This is a genomic window from Mycolicibacterium komossense, from assembly GCF_025822605.1.
Lineage (GTDB): Bacteria > Actinomycetota > Actinomycetes > Mycobacteriales > Mycobacteriaceae > Mycobacterium > Mycobacterium komossense.
Genome location: NZ_JACKTY010000046.1, coordinates 17,407 through 32,950 on the forward strand (window position 1 = coordinate 17,407; position 15,544 = coordinate 32,950).

11 protein-coding genes are annotated in these 15,544 nt (G+C 63.0%); all 11 read right to left on the reverse strand.

Annotated elements, in window-relative coordinates:
* Positions 1–44: 44 nt before the first annotated feature.
* Positions 45–2,498 (reverse strand): glycosyltransferase family protein, encoded by a 2,454-nt coding sequence (locus tag H7J73_RS27150; protein WP_264070898.1) that lies wholly within the window; start codon positions 2,496–2,498, stop codon positions 45–47.
* A 5-nt stretch (positions 2,499–2,503) separates the two neighbouring features.
* Complete coding sequence (locus tag H7J73_RS27155) at positions 2,504–4,702, reverse strand: lipopolysaccharide biosynthesis protein (RefSeq protein ID WP_264070899.1); 2,199 nt, start codon at positions 4,700–4,702, stop codon at positions 2,504–2,506.
* Positions 4,692–5,951, reverse strand: a complete 1,260-nt coding sequence (locus H7J73_RS27160; RefSeq protein WP_264070900.1) for a glycosyltransferase family 4 protein — start codon at positions 5,949–5,951, stop codon at positions 4,692–4,694. The genes H7J73_RS27155 and H7J73_RS27160 overlap by 11 nt, the downstream gene beginning before the upstream one ends.
* Complete coding sequence (locus tag H7J73_RS27165) at positions 5,948–6,994, reverse strand: glycosyltransferase family 4 protein (RefSeq protein ID WP_264070901.1); 1,047 nt, start codon at positions 6,992–6,994, stop codon at positions 5,948–5,950. Before H7J73_RS27165 ends, H7J73_RS27160 begins: the two co-directional genes overlap by 4 nt.
* Before the next feature lie 59 nt (positions 6,995–7,053).
* The gene (locus H7J73_RS27170; RefSeq protein ID WP_264070902.1) at positions 7,054–8,055 is read right to left on the reverse strand and encodes a glycosyltransferase family 2 protein; all 1,002 of its coding nucleotides are present in this window, start codon (positions 8,053–8,055) and stop codon (positions 7,054–7,056) included.
* 35 nt (positions 8,056–8,090) lie between these two features.
* Positions 8,091–9,002, reverse strand: coding sequence for a glycosyltransferase family 2 protein (locus H7J73_RS27175; RefSeq protein ID WP_264070903.1), 912 nt, complete (start codon positions 9,000–9,002; stop codon positions 8,091–8,093).
* Between the two features lie 2 nt (positions 9,003–9,004).
* Positions 9,005–10,021, reverse strand: coding sequence for an NAD-dependent epimerase/dehydratase family protein (locus tag H7J73_RS27180; protein ID WP_264070904.1), 1,017 nt, complete (start codon positions 10,019–10,021; stop codon positions 9,005–9,007).
* Between the two features lie 99 nt (positions 10,022–10,120).
* Positions 10,121–11,908, reverse strand: coding sequence for a glutamine--fructose-6-phosphate transaminase (isomerizing) (glmS, locus tag H7J73_RS27185; protein ID WP_264070983.1), 1,788 nt, complete (start codon positions 11,906–11,908; stop codon positions 10,121–10,123).
* A gap of 149 nt (positions 11,909–12,057) precedes the next feature.
* The gene (locus tag H7J73_RS27190) at positions 12,058–12,816 is read right to left on the reverse strand and encodes a LuxR C-terminal-related transcriptional regulator (protein ID WP_264070905.1); all 759 of its coding nucleotides are present in this window, start codon (positions 12,814–12,816) and stop codon (positions 12,058–12,060) included.
* A 440-nt stretch (positions 12,817–13,256) separates the two neighbouring features.
* Positions 13,257–13,907 (reverse strand): response regulator transcription factor, encoded by a 651-nt coding sequence (locus tag H7J73_RS27195; RefSeq protein ID WP_264070906.1) that lies wholly within the window; start codon positions 13,905–13,907, stop codon positions 13,257–13,259.
* A gap of 487 nt (positions 13,908–14,394) precedes the next feature.
* Positions 14,395–15,081: a LuxR C-terminal-related transcriptional regulator gene (locus H7J73_RS27200; RefSeq protein ID WP_264070907.1), complete on the reverse strand. Its 687-nt coding sequence runs from the start codon at positions 15,079–15,081 to the stop codon at positions 14,395–14,397.
* Between the last annotated feature and the right edge of the window lie 463 nt (positions 15,082–15,544).

The window sequence follows — 15,544 nt, forward strand, 5'->3', positions numbered from 1 at the left end:
TGTGGGAGATCGGCACAATGAGGCCACCTACGGGCGGGGTTTCGTTATCGGAAGGCATCGCACGCCCCGATCCGACACTGCGTGTCTGCCGCGGAACTGAGTTGATGGGCCATTGCCGCCTCGTGTGCTGAAAAGCCGATCGCGGTCCCGACAGCCAGGGTGACCGTCGCGGTGGCAACGAACCGCGTCCAGCGAAATCGCGCAAGGCCACTCTTCAGGAGGTACCCGGCCCATCGCGGATTCGCCATCAACATGACCACCGCCGCCGAGATAAAGAACATCGGTCCTACCCAGATCCCGGCCAGAAGCATCAGGATCGACGCGATGCACAGCGCTGCCAGCGCGCACACATAGGTCAATGATGCTCCTGCAGCCTTGTATATCGATCTCACGAATCTCATACTGTTGCATCCGATTTCGGAGGGCCGGAGAAGCGCGAGCACGCCGCCCAGCAATAGTCCGAGTAGCACCTGCGCTGGGCTGCCGATCGTCGGAGTCTGTCCACCAACCCACCCGTTCCGTTGCTCCGCGATTCCGAGCTCGCTCAAGTCGTAGATGGAAACCGGTCCATGCCGGTAGACTTCGTGAATTCCTGGCACGCTGTCGAACTTCGCCAATGCGGCTCGAGTGATCGCCAGCGGCGGTGATCTCTCATCGAAATATCCACTGACATAAGGTGGTTGGTCGGCGATTCGCCGATCGACATAGAGGTAGCGCAGGCGCAGGTCACGCACGGTATCCGTCTGCGCCTGACCCCAGGATTCCTCCCGGTACAGCGCCGGCCCCACGTCCTTGATGATCGGCCACAGGCCGGCCCCGCTGGCCAGCAGTGTCGAAGTGACTCGGTCGGAGCCGATACGACTTCCAGGTGGCAGCCGATCGTGTGCCCAGCGCGTCGCCGCGAGCGCTTCAGCGTCAATCGATCGCCCATCGGCGCCGGGGAGATATCCACCGGGTAGCCGTGCCCAGTCGGACCCACTACCCAACAGGTAGCCGCCGAGGAAGACTGCCGTGGCGAGCGCCACGGCGAACAGCCGAACGGGCGTGGCACAACGCGCACGCAGGTCTTTCTTCGTCGAGGTCAGCCGCTCTGCATGGGTGTGCCGTCCCGATCGGTAGTTCACTCCGGCCGCCGCAATGAGCAAACTGAACGGCAGAAACAGAAATGAACTGGCGCGATCACCGATCTCGCCGAGACTGGGCATCACCCGGGCGGCGAACAGCACCGGAATTGCCGTCACCATGATCAGGAGCAATGTTGGCGGGCCCCAGCGGAGAGTGTCCCACTCCGCGTCATCGGCACCACCATGCCTGCCTCCGAGTGTCGCCGGGAGTTCTGGGCAGGCAGACCGTTTACGTCCGCTGCGCCTCGCAGCCAAAGTGCCGCGTAGATAAGGGAGAATTGGCCGGATACGAATGAAGATCAGCCATGCCACCGCAGAGGTAACAGCAATGGCGTAGTACACGAGCAGGCCCCGCTGCCACAGGGGCTTCACCTCCCTGCTCGTCTCCGTGAACAACTCCCGATTACCTGCGCCGTGGAGCTGCGAGGTCACGTCGTCGATCATCGGTCCGAAGTAATCGCGAAGTAGTGACCACTGGATCGCCGCCCAGATTACGCCGGCAAGCAAAGCCACCACCGCCCCGCAGAATACGCGGCGGCGTGACCGAGAGTGGCGCTCGGCGAGAGTCCAGATCACCAGGAATGTCGCAGTGAGCCAGCTGGTCAGGTGATGGGTCACTGCGACGGCGAGCAGACAGATGGTGGCACCACAAAACAGTGGAACCGGGTTCTGTGCCCAGCGAGCGCGGGCGATGAAGGCCACCGCGGCCAATGCCAGCGGCAAAGACAGTGTCTGATAAGAGAACTGGGAGTTGAAAAAGACGAATTGGGGCGAAACGGAGTACGCCGCAACGGCCAGTCCTCCTGCCCGGGGACTCCCGGTGACATGTTCGACGGCGGCACAGAGCGCCAGGACCAATGCCAGCCGTGCCAGGAGCACGACGGCCGTCGCCGCGGCCATCGTTGGCAGGCCGAATTCATGAAAGAGCGCCGTGAGAGATTCCAGCGCCGGGTACCGCGAGCTGACTGCCAGAATCGGATGGGGCTGAAACAGGCCGTGCGAGGACTCGATATCGTTCAGCGTCCGCATGTGCAGCTGTTCGTCATAGCCCCTGAACAGAAGGGGATCATTCATCCGCCATTGCAGGGCCGTCGTGATCCCGAGGCATACGACCGCGGCATTTCGCAGAGACCGGTCCAGCCGCGTGTGGGTCAGTGCCCACACCGCACTTGCGAAGGTGAGCCCTAACCCGAAACAGGACAACACGTTTCCGAATGCGCTTGCACCGTGCCAGGCGAAGCTCACCGAGATCACCTGCAGAATCACGGCGATTGCCTGGACGGCGAGCAACACCCAGACGGCCTGGCCCGTCCCTCCTTGCATTCGTGACGCACCGATGGTGTCCGTGCCGAACGACGCGTCGTCGGCCACCACGCACGTCATCTGAGACCGGCATCGATCGAGGGGCCGACGACGTGGAGAGTCACGGTCAAGGGCAGATCGGCGACACCGTCCCGCTCAGACTCCAACGGTCTGGGTCTATCGAGATTGATAGGGGCGGAGGTGAACCCGGGCGAGAACGCCGGCTCCGCTGCGCGATGGCTACGTGATGTGCATCGAATCCGCACGTAGCGGAAGTTGACCATACGTTGGAAGTGCCGCACTCCGTTTGTCTGCGCACCCGGCGGTGAGGTGTCCAGCAGCCAGTGCACTCCCCGCTTGGAGAGTTCCGAGACGAGGGCCTGCGTGGCCAGGTATCGGCTCAGCGAGTGAGCGTCACCAGTTCCGAGAGTGCGGAAGTAGCGCAGTGTGGCGAGCTCGCCGTCGATCGGGATCACCGCCAGCAGAAGCGATTTCCCTGCGCAGTCCTCGGCCACCATCCAGAGGTCGTGCAGCAGCAGGTCGTCATTGTGCGGCGTCGGCACCCGGTACCGCTCGTCGCGATGGGTCTGTTGGGCGAACGTCGCCAACGCCAACAAGTCCTCGCGCTCAGCTGCGCGCACCAGGCGGCAGGAGATTCCGCTTCGCTCGGCGGCACGGATCTTGCGCCGCAACGTCTGCGCATGTGCACCTGAGGTGTACGTGGATGCGTCGTCCGGTATGGCCAATGCCGCCGTTCCCCACCACCGGGCCGGCGTCGCCAACGGCCCGGCGATCTTCAGGACCTCCCGCACTGCACGCCCGCCGGCCCGAACGGACGGACGAGCGGTGCGCAGGACCGGAAGATCCTGCAGGTCGAGGACTGCACACAGGACATCTATCGGGTTGCGCAGGACATAGCGAATCCCGCCACGGCCGGCGTCGACGTAGGCATTCCAAAATGCCGCCAGCGCCCGGTCCGCCTGGACTGCGGCGTTATGGTCAGATTGCGTTGCCGTCGTCGTCGTTTCACGCATACCTCTGAGCAACGCCGGGAGCGCGATCAGCGCACATCCCGCTGACATCGTCAGCCACCCGACGCACAACGCCGCCGGGCTGTCCAACACGCTGCCCGCGATCGCACCGATCAACTCTGCTGCGGTCCACAGTGCCATCGTCACCGCACCGGCCATCCGCCTGCCTTGGAGCCGGCGCAGCACGGCAAAATGGTCCTTGATCACCAGAATCGGACCGGCGGCCAGTAGCAGCAACAACAGCGGAAACGATTGCTGCGCATATACCGGCCCGAACAACCCCAGCAGAGGCTGACCGACGACCGCGGCACCGCCGATAAGGCCCAGGGCTAGCACCATCCCGAGGATGATGGTGCTACGTGCCTTTCGGCCGAACTTGCCAAGATCGTCGACTGTCGCAAAGAGGGCGATCGTCAAGAAATAGGGAACGGCAAGTGCCGTATCGGCCACCAGTCGGGCCTGTGAGAAATACGCCGTCTCTTCCGCCGACATCGTCAACGCGACCACTACGGGGAGCAGCAGGCTGCCCGACACCATGGCCAAGGTGAGGCCGTGGTGGCCGACGGCCGCGGCCCAGCAGTCGCGAACCAAGAGCCATCGTTCCCGGTTCGTTACGCCGGAGCGTGGCAGCACATGGCTCCGTAGCCGGCTGACGAGCAGCGAGACGCCCAGTCCGACCATCCAGGAAACGAGAATGACCTCCCCGCTTCTGAAGCCGAAAGCCAAGGCGCCACAGAGGAACCCGATGCGAACGAAGGACGCGATCAGATTGCGGCGCAGCTGGACACCGCTCGCGCCCATCCCGATCACCGCCTGATCGAAGGCTGCGCACGTCGACGCGATTACCGTCGCCACGACCAGTAACAGCAAGGTGCGCAAAGACAGTCCCCCCAGGACGCCATCGAGATGTGCGAACCCGGACACCACCAGCCACGCCGCCGCGACAAACGCACCACCCGTTGCGGCGATGGCCAATCCGGTGCTGAACAGCGGCCACCGATCGACTACCTCCACCGATTTGAAGCGCTCGAGCAGCAGTGTGCCGACACCGAGCAACCCCAACATCGACAGCAGAGTCATGGCCGCCACAAGCGCAGCTCCGAGCCCGACTTGTTCGGGAGACAATGTGCGTGCGGCAACCATCCAGAAGACGAGGCCCGCTACGGCCCCGCTGGCGTGTGACCCCACCAGCGAGCCGAACACCCCCAACAGTCCGCTGGGCCGGGCCCGAAGTCTAGCCAGCACGAGCCGCCACCTCCGGACTGACTTCTGCAATAGCGCCTGCGTACATCCGCTCTATTCGATCGACGACCGCACTGACGGTGAATTCCCGCACCCGATTACGGCCGGCGACTCCGAATGCCTTGGCTGTCTGAGAATTACTCAGTATCGCGTTTATCGCGTGCGCGAGCGCCGGGATGTCACCAGGCGGCACCAGGAGTCCGGTAACACCGTCGACGACCATGTCGCGGATCCCTCCGGAGGCTGCGGCAACGACGGGGCGACCCGCCGCCATCGCCTCGAGCACAACGGTCGGGCAGGGATCAGACCACACGGATGGGACGATCACGGCGCGCGCGGACCGGAACAGCTCAAGCGCCTGATGATGCGGGACAGTGCCCAGGAGTTGCACACCGTCTGGAACCATCCGCGCCACTTCAGGCGTCGGACGGCCTGCCAGGAGTAATGGCGGCGGATTGTCGAGCAACCGGTACGCCTCCAACAGGATCGGGACCCCTTTGTCCGGAGTGAGATCGCCGGCGAAAAGCAGCGGCGCATCGGGACGTGCCGGCACAATGTCGTCGACAACGATCTCGTCCGGGATGAAATTCGGGATGACTTCCGCGTCGAGGCCCGCGCCTCTGAGCCAGACTGGCTTGTCATGTCCGTCCACGGCGCTCGCCACCGCGGCGCTGACAGCCACGACGCGTGCAACCCGACGGCGTCTCTGCCTGGCCGACCAGGTGTTGGCGGCGACGACGATCGGGCCTTTGATCGGGTCGAAATGTGATGCTGCGCAAGCCAGACAGCGCGCCGCGGACGGGCCGTGGCACCGCTGCTCGCCCTTCTCCATCAATCGGGCCGTCGCGCAGAAATGGCTGTAGTCGTGGAGTGTCACGACAACCGGGACACCCGCCCGCCGGGCGGGCCCCAGGGCACTGTTCACGATCCAGTTGTGGGCATGTATGACATCGAAACGGGTAGCCGACAGTTCGTGACGGATCGCGCGGCTCACCAGTGGATCCGGCACCGGCAACGAATGCGGGCGCCGTGGATCGCTGTACAGGAACGGCAGGTGAGAGGCGGCGGTACGGACCCGGACAATGCGCACGCCGTCCGAATGGCTCTCGCCCGGTTGTTCGTCGCCCGTGCACAACCCGAGCAGTGTTACCTCATGCGACCTGGCTGCGAGTGCCTTCGCCAGGGTCCACACATGCCGTTCCACGCCGCCGATGATCGGCGGTAGGAATTGGGCGAGCAGAAGAACTTTCATGTCGCAATCTCGCGATAGAGCTGGTGCAGTTGCTCAGCGCATTCGTCCCAGCTCAGCAGATGGGGTGGCGCAATCCGCGGTGCAGCCGCGAGATCGAGAGCGGCAGTGGCAATCTCCTCGGCTGAAGACTTGAGCGCGATCGTGTTGACGAGACCGGCCCGCCCCAGTTCGGACAGTCCCGTCGTGTCCGCGACAAGCGCGGTCGTCCCCGCGCCGACCGCTTCCATGACGGCGATCGGATGGGCCTCACTCTCGCTGAGAAGGCAGAACAGATCCGCATCGGCGACGAGCCGGCCCAGCGAGCCCCGCCGCTCAGGACCGAACGAGCAGATGGACACCCGATCGGCCACGCCGAGCCGTTCTGCCATGGCGTGGAGCGCCTTCTCGTAGGGCCCGTCGCCGACGAGTACCAGGCGCGCACCGGGCGCCTGTGCCAGGATGTTGGGCATCGCGCCGAGTATTCGGTGGTGGCCTTTGAAGCGTTCGAGTCGACCTACCGATACCAGCAGCGGACTGCCGATCTCCTTCTCCGCAAACGGATCAATCGGCAGCGGGTCAGAGCCGTTGCGAATGAGTCGGATGGCATCGTCGCCGACACCGAGAAGCGAGGCAAAGTTGTGACGCTCGTATTCACACACGGCGACGACCGCCGCCGCATGCCGCAGCATAGGTAGGCAGATCCGAAACTGCAACGGTCGCAACGACTGTCGTAGAGCCGACCGGTTTCCTCCGGTGTGCAAGGTCAGGACTGATGGGACCTTCGCCCGCCTGGCGGCCGCAAGAGCTGTGGGCGCGAGCAATGTCCTGATCCCTTGAACGTGCACGACGTCGTAGGGCTCGGATATCAAGTGCCGCAGCAGTCCAGGGGCCAGGCAGTAGTCCCGAGATCCGGGATAGGTGCGCCACCTTCGCACCTGGTAGCCGGGGAACTGCTCCGCGGCCGGCAATTGGCCGGCGCGATCGGCCGTCAGGACGGTCACGTGAACGCCGGCACCGGCGAGGCGCTTCGAAACCTCGTGGACGTGAGTCTCGATTCCTCCCATTTCCGGTAGTGCGAGGGCTGACACCATCGCGACTCGAAGTGGTTGTTCGCCTGTGCGAATCACGAGATTCCGCTATCTACTCGGGGACCGCAGGGAACTGGCATCTGCGGACCGAGGCCGTCACTGCGCACCGTTATCGCTTGCTGACGGCGGGCGGCGATGCCGCCGCGCGCGTAGCCCGTCGCGGCAGCCAGTAATCCGACAGAGATGGCATAAGACCGTTCGACCCCGGACCGATCTCCTCGAAGCGTCTCACCGATCCCCCGGATGACACCGCGTGTCAGCGTCCGGGTGGTGTAGCGAAGCTCAGTCGAGAGTCCCTCCGCAACACCGACACTGCGCGTCACGGCGGCTTTCGACCATCCCTCGGCGAAGCATCGAGATCGGAAGTAGGTGAACCGCTCCCGTTCGGTACCGACGCGGTGCCAGATCACTGCGCTCGGCTCGAAGACGTATTTCCACTCGGGACGATGCTGGTTCACTCGAATACAGAACTCGGTCTCTTCGCAGCCCAGCGGACGCCGCTGTGCGGAAGTCCGGCCGATGTGACTCGGAAACCCACCAGCTACCGAAAAGACCTCACGGCGAAAGGAAGCGTTGCCGCCTAGAAGGTTTCGGACCTGGCCAGGATCTCGGCCGGTGAAGGTACAGCCCAGCACCCAGTCGAACTCTTCCGGGAACCACCGCGGCCGATCCGATGCCCACCGCGGAAGGGTGGTTCCCCCGACTCCGGCAATCTGCTCATCGACGTAGGCAGCGAGCAGGCTCCCCAACCAATCAGGGTGGGCGACCGCGTCGTCGTCCAAGAAGGCCACTACATCGCTGGTGGTCAGCTCGACACCCGTGTCCTTACCACCCGAGAGCCCTTTCTGGTGCCGGTTCTCGACGACCGTCACCGTCGGCAGGGCACTGCGCAAGCGATCGAAGAGTTCGCGGTTGTAGTCGACGACAACGAGGATGCGCTCAGGTGGGACCGTCTGGCCGCGGACCGATTCCACCGCGGCCAGTGTGTCGTCCCACCGGTCGAGTGTGTAGGCGCAGATGACCACAGATGCGGTCAACCTTCGCCCGGCTGACGGACTCGGCGACGAGCCCATCATCGGCGTACCGACCCGAGAGGCGGCTTTGGTGCGGCGGGTCCCCGGGCACCGGAGCCGCCTGCCAGCGCCCGCGCGAGATTTCCTGCAAGCCCGTCATCGTTGCCGTCCAGGACTGTCTGCAGAACGCGGACACCATCGCGGATGGCACGCAGGTTCGACTTGCCTGACCGCCGCGGCATCTCCAGACTCGGCACCTCGGCAACACGAAGGCCAGCCTTCATTGCGCGCACGGTCATTTCAGCCTCGATCTCGAACCCGGTCGCGGTGAGATCCAGGAGGTTGAGATAGCGGCGATGGAACGCGCAGAATCCGTAGCACAGGTCCGTCAGGTCAGCCTCGTAGAGGCTGTTGAAGACAGCCAGCAGAAACCGGTTACCCAACCGTCGAAACCGGGTGATGTCCAGTGAGCCTCCGCCACCGGTGAAGCGCGACCCCTTGACGAAGTCGTAGCCGTTGTTGAGGAAATGCAGGTAATGGCGAATTTCCTGGGGTGCCATGCTGCCGTCGGCGTCCATCATCACGATGATGTCGCCGGTGGCGGCCAGGAATCCGGTCCGGAGGGCGGACCCTTTCCCGACCCCCTCCTGTGGCACCACCTTGACGTCGGGTCGATACCGACGGGCAGTTATCAGCGTTGCATCGGTCGAGTCGCCGTCGACGAGGATGATCTCGTCCACATCGTCGGCGATCTGCTCAAGTACCCAGGCAATATTGCGAGCCTCGTTTCGGACCGGGATCACCAGGCTGACTGTCGGATTCGGCGAAACCAGGGTTGGGTGCGCACGCTTGCTCTGCCTTTTGCGCACCACCGGTGTCGGTGTGACAGGAGGTACGTGAACGGCCGATCTCACGAATGCCGTTGAAATGGACCCATTTTGATGCCCATCTTCGGCTGACTGAGTGGTCATGCCTAGACTCCGATCTGTTCGCTGTCAGCAGCAGGGAGCTGCGCGGGCGGGCCTGGCTGTGGGTCGAGGACGGCACGCAACCACTGGATCGTCTGCCGGACCCCGTCGACGAGGTCGACACCGGGTTTCCAGCCGAGCTCACTCTCGGCCTTGGCGGCGTGCAACGCGATGGCCCGCACCTCGCCTGTCCTGGCCGCGCTGTGTCGTGGTTGTGACGTTCGACCAAGAAGCTCAGAGACGACACGGTGAATCTCAGCGACGGTGGTCTGCTGCCCGGTACCGATGTTGAAGGTGCCCGTGACATCCGCAGGTGCTTGACCGGCCTGGGCGAAAGCGTCCACGACATCGCCAACAAAGACGTAGTCGCGCGCGGCGGTGCCGTCGCCATAGATGATGGTCGGCCCGCCGTTGATCATGGCCTTACCGAAGATGGTGATCACGCCTGCCTCGCCGTACGGATTCTGCCTGGGGCCGTAGACGTTTGCCAAAGCCAGGCAGATTGGCGCCATCCCATACATCCACGCATAGGCACCCAAGTACATCTCACCGGCCAGCTTGGATACACCGTACGGTGACAAGGGAGCCGGCAGCACTTCTTCACCGACGGGCAGATAGGCCGGCGCACCGTAACGGGACCCACCCGACGCGGCGTACACGATCCGCCGTACCCCAGCGAGCCGGGCCGCCTCACACAGATTGATTGTCCCCAAAATGTTTTTGGCAGCATCGAATTGAGGGTTGGAGACCGATGTTCGGACATCGACTTGAGCCGCGAGGTGGAAGATGATGTCCGGATTGTTGCCTGCCACTATGCCAGTCAGTTCTGGCGCAGTGATATCGCCCCGAACCAGCCTGAACTGTCCTGGGTAGAACTCGTTGATGCGCTCGGCCCGCGCCAGATTGGCCTCGACACCCGTACTGAGATTGTCGAGCCCGACTACCCAGTGACCGTCAGCCAGAAGCCGATCCACCAAGTTGGATCCTATGAAGCCGGCCGCGCCGGTTACCAAAGCACGCACTGTTTTCCCCCAACTGGTTGCTTTTGAACGCTGATTGTCATGAAACGACACCCTGGGTGCCCTGTCCGGCTCCGGACTGTCCGCCACTACGCCATCGAGTCACTCCACCGTCACGGATTTGGCCAAATTCCTTGGCTTGTCAACATCGAAGCCCAAGAAGAGAGCCAGATTCCGGGCCAGTATCTGCAGCGGCACAATGGTCTCTATCGGACCCCAGGGAGCGGACAGCTCACCTGTCACGGGGACGGTGCTCCCGAGGGAACCGACGCTGATGATGCGACCCCCGCGCGCCTGAACTTCAGCGATGTTGTTGGCCAGCTTGGAGTCTGCGTTGTCGACGACCACCACCGGGGTGCCTGAACTGATCAACGCCAACGGGCCGTGCTTGAGCTCACCCGCCGGATAGTGCTCGGCCCATCGGTAGCTGAGTTCCTTCAACTTCAGCGCGCCCTCGGCCGCATACGGTATCCCGGTGCCCCTGGCGATGAAGATGAACCCCGGGGCGTCCGCCAGCTCCTCGGCGATCGGGGGTACCAAGCACTTGGCCACAGTTCCCGCCGACGAAAGCTGAGCCGGTATCCGCCGAAGGTCATCGACCAACCGATTTGCCGCGGACCTGCCGAGGCAGCCATTGGCAGCCAGTGCCGAGACCATCACTGCGACGCCGGCTACAACCTGACACACGAACGTCTTCGTCGCCGCCACACCGATTTCTGGCCCTGCCAAGCAGTTCACGACCGCATCTGCGCGCCGGGCCAACGTAGAGTGCGGGTTATTGGTAAGAGCCAACATCGCCGGATCGACCGCTCGCCTGGAGACGATCGCATTCAGGACATCCGAGGTTTCGCCGGACTGACTGATCGCAAGGCACAGGGCACCGGGCTCCACGATCTCCCCAGCGGACTCGCTGGCAACGCTGAAGCTGGCCGGCACTCCTCCCACCCGCCGCAACAGATTGCAGATCACCTGCCCTGCATTCAGTGACGTGCCGCAACCGATCACCTGCAGTCTGTTGAACGGCGCCAGCCCTAGGCTGTGCCAGAGTCGCCCGTTGGCGATATTTGGACCTAACTCGTCGAGAACCCGCGACACCGCGGTGGGCTGCTCATCGATCTCTTTGGCCATGAAGTCGGCATGTCCGTTGAGGCCATCCTCGCCGTTACGCCAGATACACTGCCGAACAACAGGTTTGCGCCCGTTCTTACCGGCCGACTGGCCGGCACTGCTCACCGACAGCTCGATGACGTCGCCGTCCCCGAGGACCGTAAAGTCATCAGTCCACTCGGCGATGGCGGCGATGTCGCTGGCAGCGAAATCGCCGTGCTCAGTGCGCGCGACGAGTAGCGGTGAGCCGTTTGCGGCTACTACCACCCGACCCGTGCGCTCCTCCAAAACCGCTATGGCCCAGGACCCTTCGATCGAAGCCAGAGCGGCCTGCACCGCGCAGAGTAAGTCACCTGAGATGGTCAGACAATCTTCGATCAGGTGACACAGGACCTCACTGTCGACACCGGTAGCGAAGTGGTGACCCGAGATCGACAGCGCCTGCCTGAGTTCGTGCGCGTTCTCGATAATTCCGTTGTGCACCAGACTAATCCGGCCAGTGCAGTCGGTGTGCGGGTGTGCGTTCGCCTCTGTCGCCGGCCCGTGTGTCGCCCACCGCGTGTGGCCGATGCCGACACGGTCGAGCTCATATCCGGTGCCGCCGCGGATCGCGCGGTCCAGCGCATCGATACGTTCTACCGTCCGGATCCGAACTACCTGGCCACCAGTGGTTTTCACGGCCACCCCGACCGAGTCGTAGCCCCGGTACTCCAGCCTGCGGAGTGCGACAAGCAGATAGTCGACGGCCGGCGCGTGGGTGCGGCACGCAATGATCCCGCACATCAGCAGACCCGCCGTGCCGCCAGGAAGCGCCCGACTGATCGGCATGTAGGCACATTCGCCAGATAGTCCGCGGGATGGTCCTGAGCTAACAGTGAGATCACCCGTTTACTATCTGCGGCGGGATCGGCGCCGTCCATGGTCAATCAGATCTAATTTTGATTAGACCGCGGTCTAGATCTTGTGGTGGTCCCACGGCCTGTCCGAATCGCCCGGGAGAGTGCCGCGGCCTCGGTTCGGGTGCTGACTCCGAGCTTGGTCAACAGGCTGTGGACGTGATTCTTTACCGTGTGAACGGCGATGCTGAGATGGGCCGCGATATCACGATTGGACAGACCCAGTTCCAGCATCCGCAGGATCTGGGCCTCCCGCGCTGTGATAATTGGCTCCGCCTCAGCGGGTTTCGACTGGGCAGCCAAGGCTGAAACCTGGCGCAGCAAGATAGCCGCCACCCGCGGTGGGCAACCTGACCGTCCGGCTTCCACGGTGTCGATCAATTCAAACAGCTGGTCAAGCGAATCCGTCTTCATGTGATATCCCGCTGCGCCCCCCTCGGCGCAGGCGACAATTCCGGCTTCATCATCCTCAGCGGCACCCAGTGCGATGACCTCTCCGTCCGGATTCAGTTCAGACGCCACCCGCAACAACAGGTGCCCGCCCCGACTTGCCATATTCACCAGGGTGACGACCGGTTTGGCGCTTTCCAGGGCCAGCACCAACGAGGACAGATCCCATGCCACGACGGGGCGGTATCTTTTCTCCACCGCGAAGGCGGCGGCCAGAGTCTGGCGATAGAGCATGCAGTCGTCGACAATCAAGATGACTCGGCTGTCGGGAACGGTGCCGGGATCCGCGCTCCCCCCTGCTCCCGATCTGATCGACACGAAGCCGGGACCGTTCTCAATGGCCATCGACGGTCGACCGCCGACCAGTAGCGACGGCCTGTTCAGGAATCTTCTGGTCACACACTTCAACAGTTGCTCGTGTGGTTGGCACAGTCGTCACAGCTCCTCTCGAAAGCGCCGAGGTAACTGTGCTCACAGCGCCCTTCGTTCGCCGTTCGATGCGAGTCGACCGGAGCCGTGCGAGTTCACCCACGTGCGGGTCCACATCGAAGGATCAGGCGACACGGGACTACGCGCTCCCCGCCGTTGACTTCCCGACCGCACCTCAGAGCGCCGGCAGCCATCGTTCCCACCAGCGCGCCCTAGCGGTCGTGTTGTCTCAGAAGAGAATTGACTGCAGTGTAGGTCGACGGCAGTTCCCTGACCGAAGCCCCTTTGTGTTTCATATTGCACCGGATCACTATTCACCCGGCTTCGGGCAGTCGTACATGGACCATTGGAGTCATTTATGGCGACAGCGTGCCTAGTCCACCGACGTCGAGTCGGAGTGACCTCGAATACGCCGCCGCCTGTGCCCTGGTGCTGACGCCGAGCTTGTTCAGCACGCTGTGTACGTGATTCTTCACTGTATGAAGCGCGATACACAAGCGGTCAGCAATGTCTCGGTTGGAAAATCCAATCTCCAGCATCTGCAGGACCTGAACCTCGCGCGCTGTGAGAACCAGTTCCTTCGGTTCAGGCTTCCGATGCGCGGCCAATGTAGAGAGTCGCTTGATGAGCACTGCAGAAACCCCTGGCGAACAATAGGACTCGTCGTTGAGTATCCTTGCCATGAGATCGAGGAGATCATCGACCGACTCTGACCTCAAGTGATAGCCCGCGACTCCAGCCTCGGCGCATCCGACGATTCCCGCTTCGTCGTCTTCGGATACGTCGATGACAATCACCTTCGCGCGGGGCCAGCCCTGCCGTGCCACGGTGACCAGCGCTTCGGCATCGCGGGCGGTCAGACTCACCAGCACGATATCGGGTGTGAGCTCGCTCAGCGATGCACGCAGGGACCTCAGATCCCACACAGCGGAGAGCATCGAAGCGCCTCTGGCGGTGAACATTGCGACAAGACCTTCGCGGTGCAGGGTCGAGTCATCGGCGATCAAGATTGCTGCGGATGGCAGCCGCGACTCGGGTTCGACAGCGCTGGCCAGATGTAACTCACGCGGCGGTGTACGCGCGCCGAGGTCGAGGCCGCCACGGCGCGCCGGTGCCGGACGTGCCCGCCATGCGTCCGTAATTACGTCATGGGCAACGAAATTCGCGCTCCCCTCCGAGGACGGTGTCATCGCACGGCCATGGACGCCCGGGGTGATGACTGGTGATGCAGTGCTCGGCGGCCGCAGAGAGGATTCGGATCCACCAGCCCGGCTCCTGCTGCCAATACCCGACGATCAACGCCATCCCTCGAGCGTGCACGAGGTTGTTGAAGTTCCGAATCCTTTGCACTACAAGATGATTCGAGGCCTCGGACCGAGATCAGTTCATCAAGGCCGATACTGTGTGCTAACACTCCGCGCATTAGTCCACTATCAGGCACGTCTGGCGCCCCGTACATGGACCGTTGGAATGAACTTCTCCGGGGTCCTAGATCTAGTTCTCGGATTGGATCTCGCTGATCCCAACTGCCCGAAAGCGGGAGGCGGCTTCGGCGCGGTTACTGACTCCGAGCTTGGCCAGCACGCTGTGAACATGGTTCTTTACGGTGTGAATCGCGATATAGAGCTGATCGGCGATCTCACGATTGGACAGGCCCATCTCCAGCATCTGGAGGATCTGGATCTCCCGGTCTGTCAGGGCGAGGCTCTGGGCCGCGGGTTGCCTCTGGGCAGCGAGCGCAGACAGTCGGCGCAACAAGATCGCGGAGACGCGCGCTGAACACAACGACTCGCCGACAGCAACCTTGCGAATCAGAGCCAACAGATCTTCGAGAGACTCATTGCGGGTGTGGTATCCAGCAACACCAGCCTCTGCGCAGGCCACTATCTGCGATTCATCATCCTCCGCAACGCCCAGCACGATCACCCGAACGTCAGGACTGATCTGCATCGCCCTACGCAGCAGCGCGGTGCTGTGGCTGGTCGCCATGTTGAACAGCACGACGCTTGGAGTCGCCTCTTCCAGCACGCTCGTTAGCGACTGCATATCCCAGGCGACCCGCAGAGTGACCGCCCATTTCGATTCGACGGCAGCGACCAGGTTCTCCCGAAACAGTGTGCAATCGTCGACGATGAGAATTCGCGCGTCTGGTGAGAGCTCCCGCGCACCCGCTATCGACATCGGCCTGGTACCCGTCGCTGACGCAGACGGACTCGCTGGCACCGCTTCCGGTAGAGCACGCTGTGCGGCGGGCAGTCCATTCAAGCCGGGGCTTCGGAGTCGCCACGTATCTAACTGATGTCGACGATCGCCACGCGACACCGGCACGCAAGGGGACGTTCCTCTCTGCATACTGATCACTCCCGGGGCGTCCGACTCGGCTTGATCGACGTGCTTGTTGCATTGTCACATCGAATCTACGAATGGGCATGCATTTACAGCAAACTCCCAGCGCTGGTGTCAATTAGTTGCCAAAACTGCCCCATCCGTCACACTGATACTCCCGATTCCGGCCGTCAGCCTCGCTGGGATCCTTACACAACGGTGATATTTGTATCCATCAACGTCTTGAACTGGCCCGTTGTCGCCAATTCAAGATTGGCGCGCCCAGGAGGATCTCATACGGCACCAGCACACCCTCGCC

Excerpts from the sequence above, each read along its gene's own strand:
- H7J73_RS27160 (WP_264070900.1), bottom strand. The coding sequence starts at position 5,951 with ATGAAAGTTCTTCTGCTCGCCCAATTCCTACCGCCGATCATCGGCGGC.
- H7J73_RS27165 (WP_264070901.1), bottom strand. The coding sequence starts at position 6,994 with ATGGGAGGAATCGAGACTCACGTCCACGAGGTTTCGAAGCGCCTCGCC.
- H7J73_RS27175 (WP_264070903.1), bottom strand. The coding sequence starts at position 9,002 with ATGACCACTCAGTCAGCCGAAGATGGGCATCAAAATGGGTCCATTTCA.
- glmS (WP_264070983.1), bottom strand. The coding sequence starts at position 11,908 with ATGTGCGGGATCATTGCGTGCCGCACCCACGCGCCGGCCGTCGACTAT.
- H7J73_RS27190 (WP_264070905.1), bottom strand. The coding sequence starts at position 12,816 with ATGGCCATTGAGAACGGTCCCGGCTTCGTGTCGATCAGATCGGGAGCA.
- H7J73_RS27200 (WP_264070907.1), bottom strand. The coding sequence starts at position 15,081 with ATGTCGATAGCGGGTGCGCGGGAGCTCTCACCAGACGCGCGAATTCTC.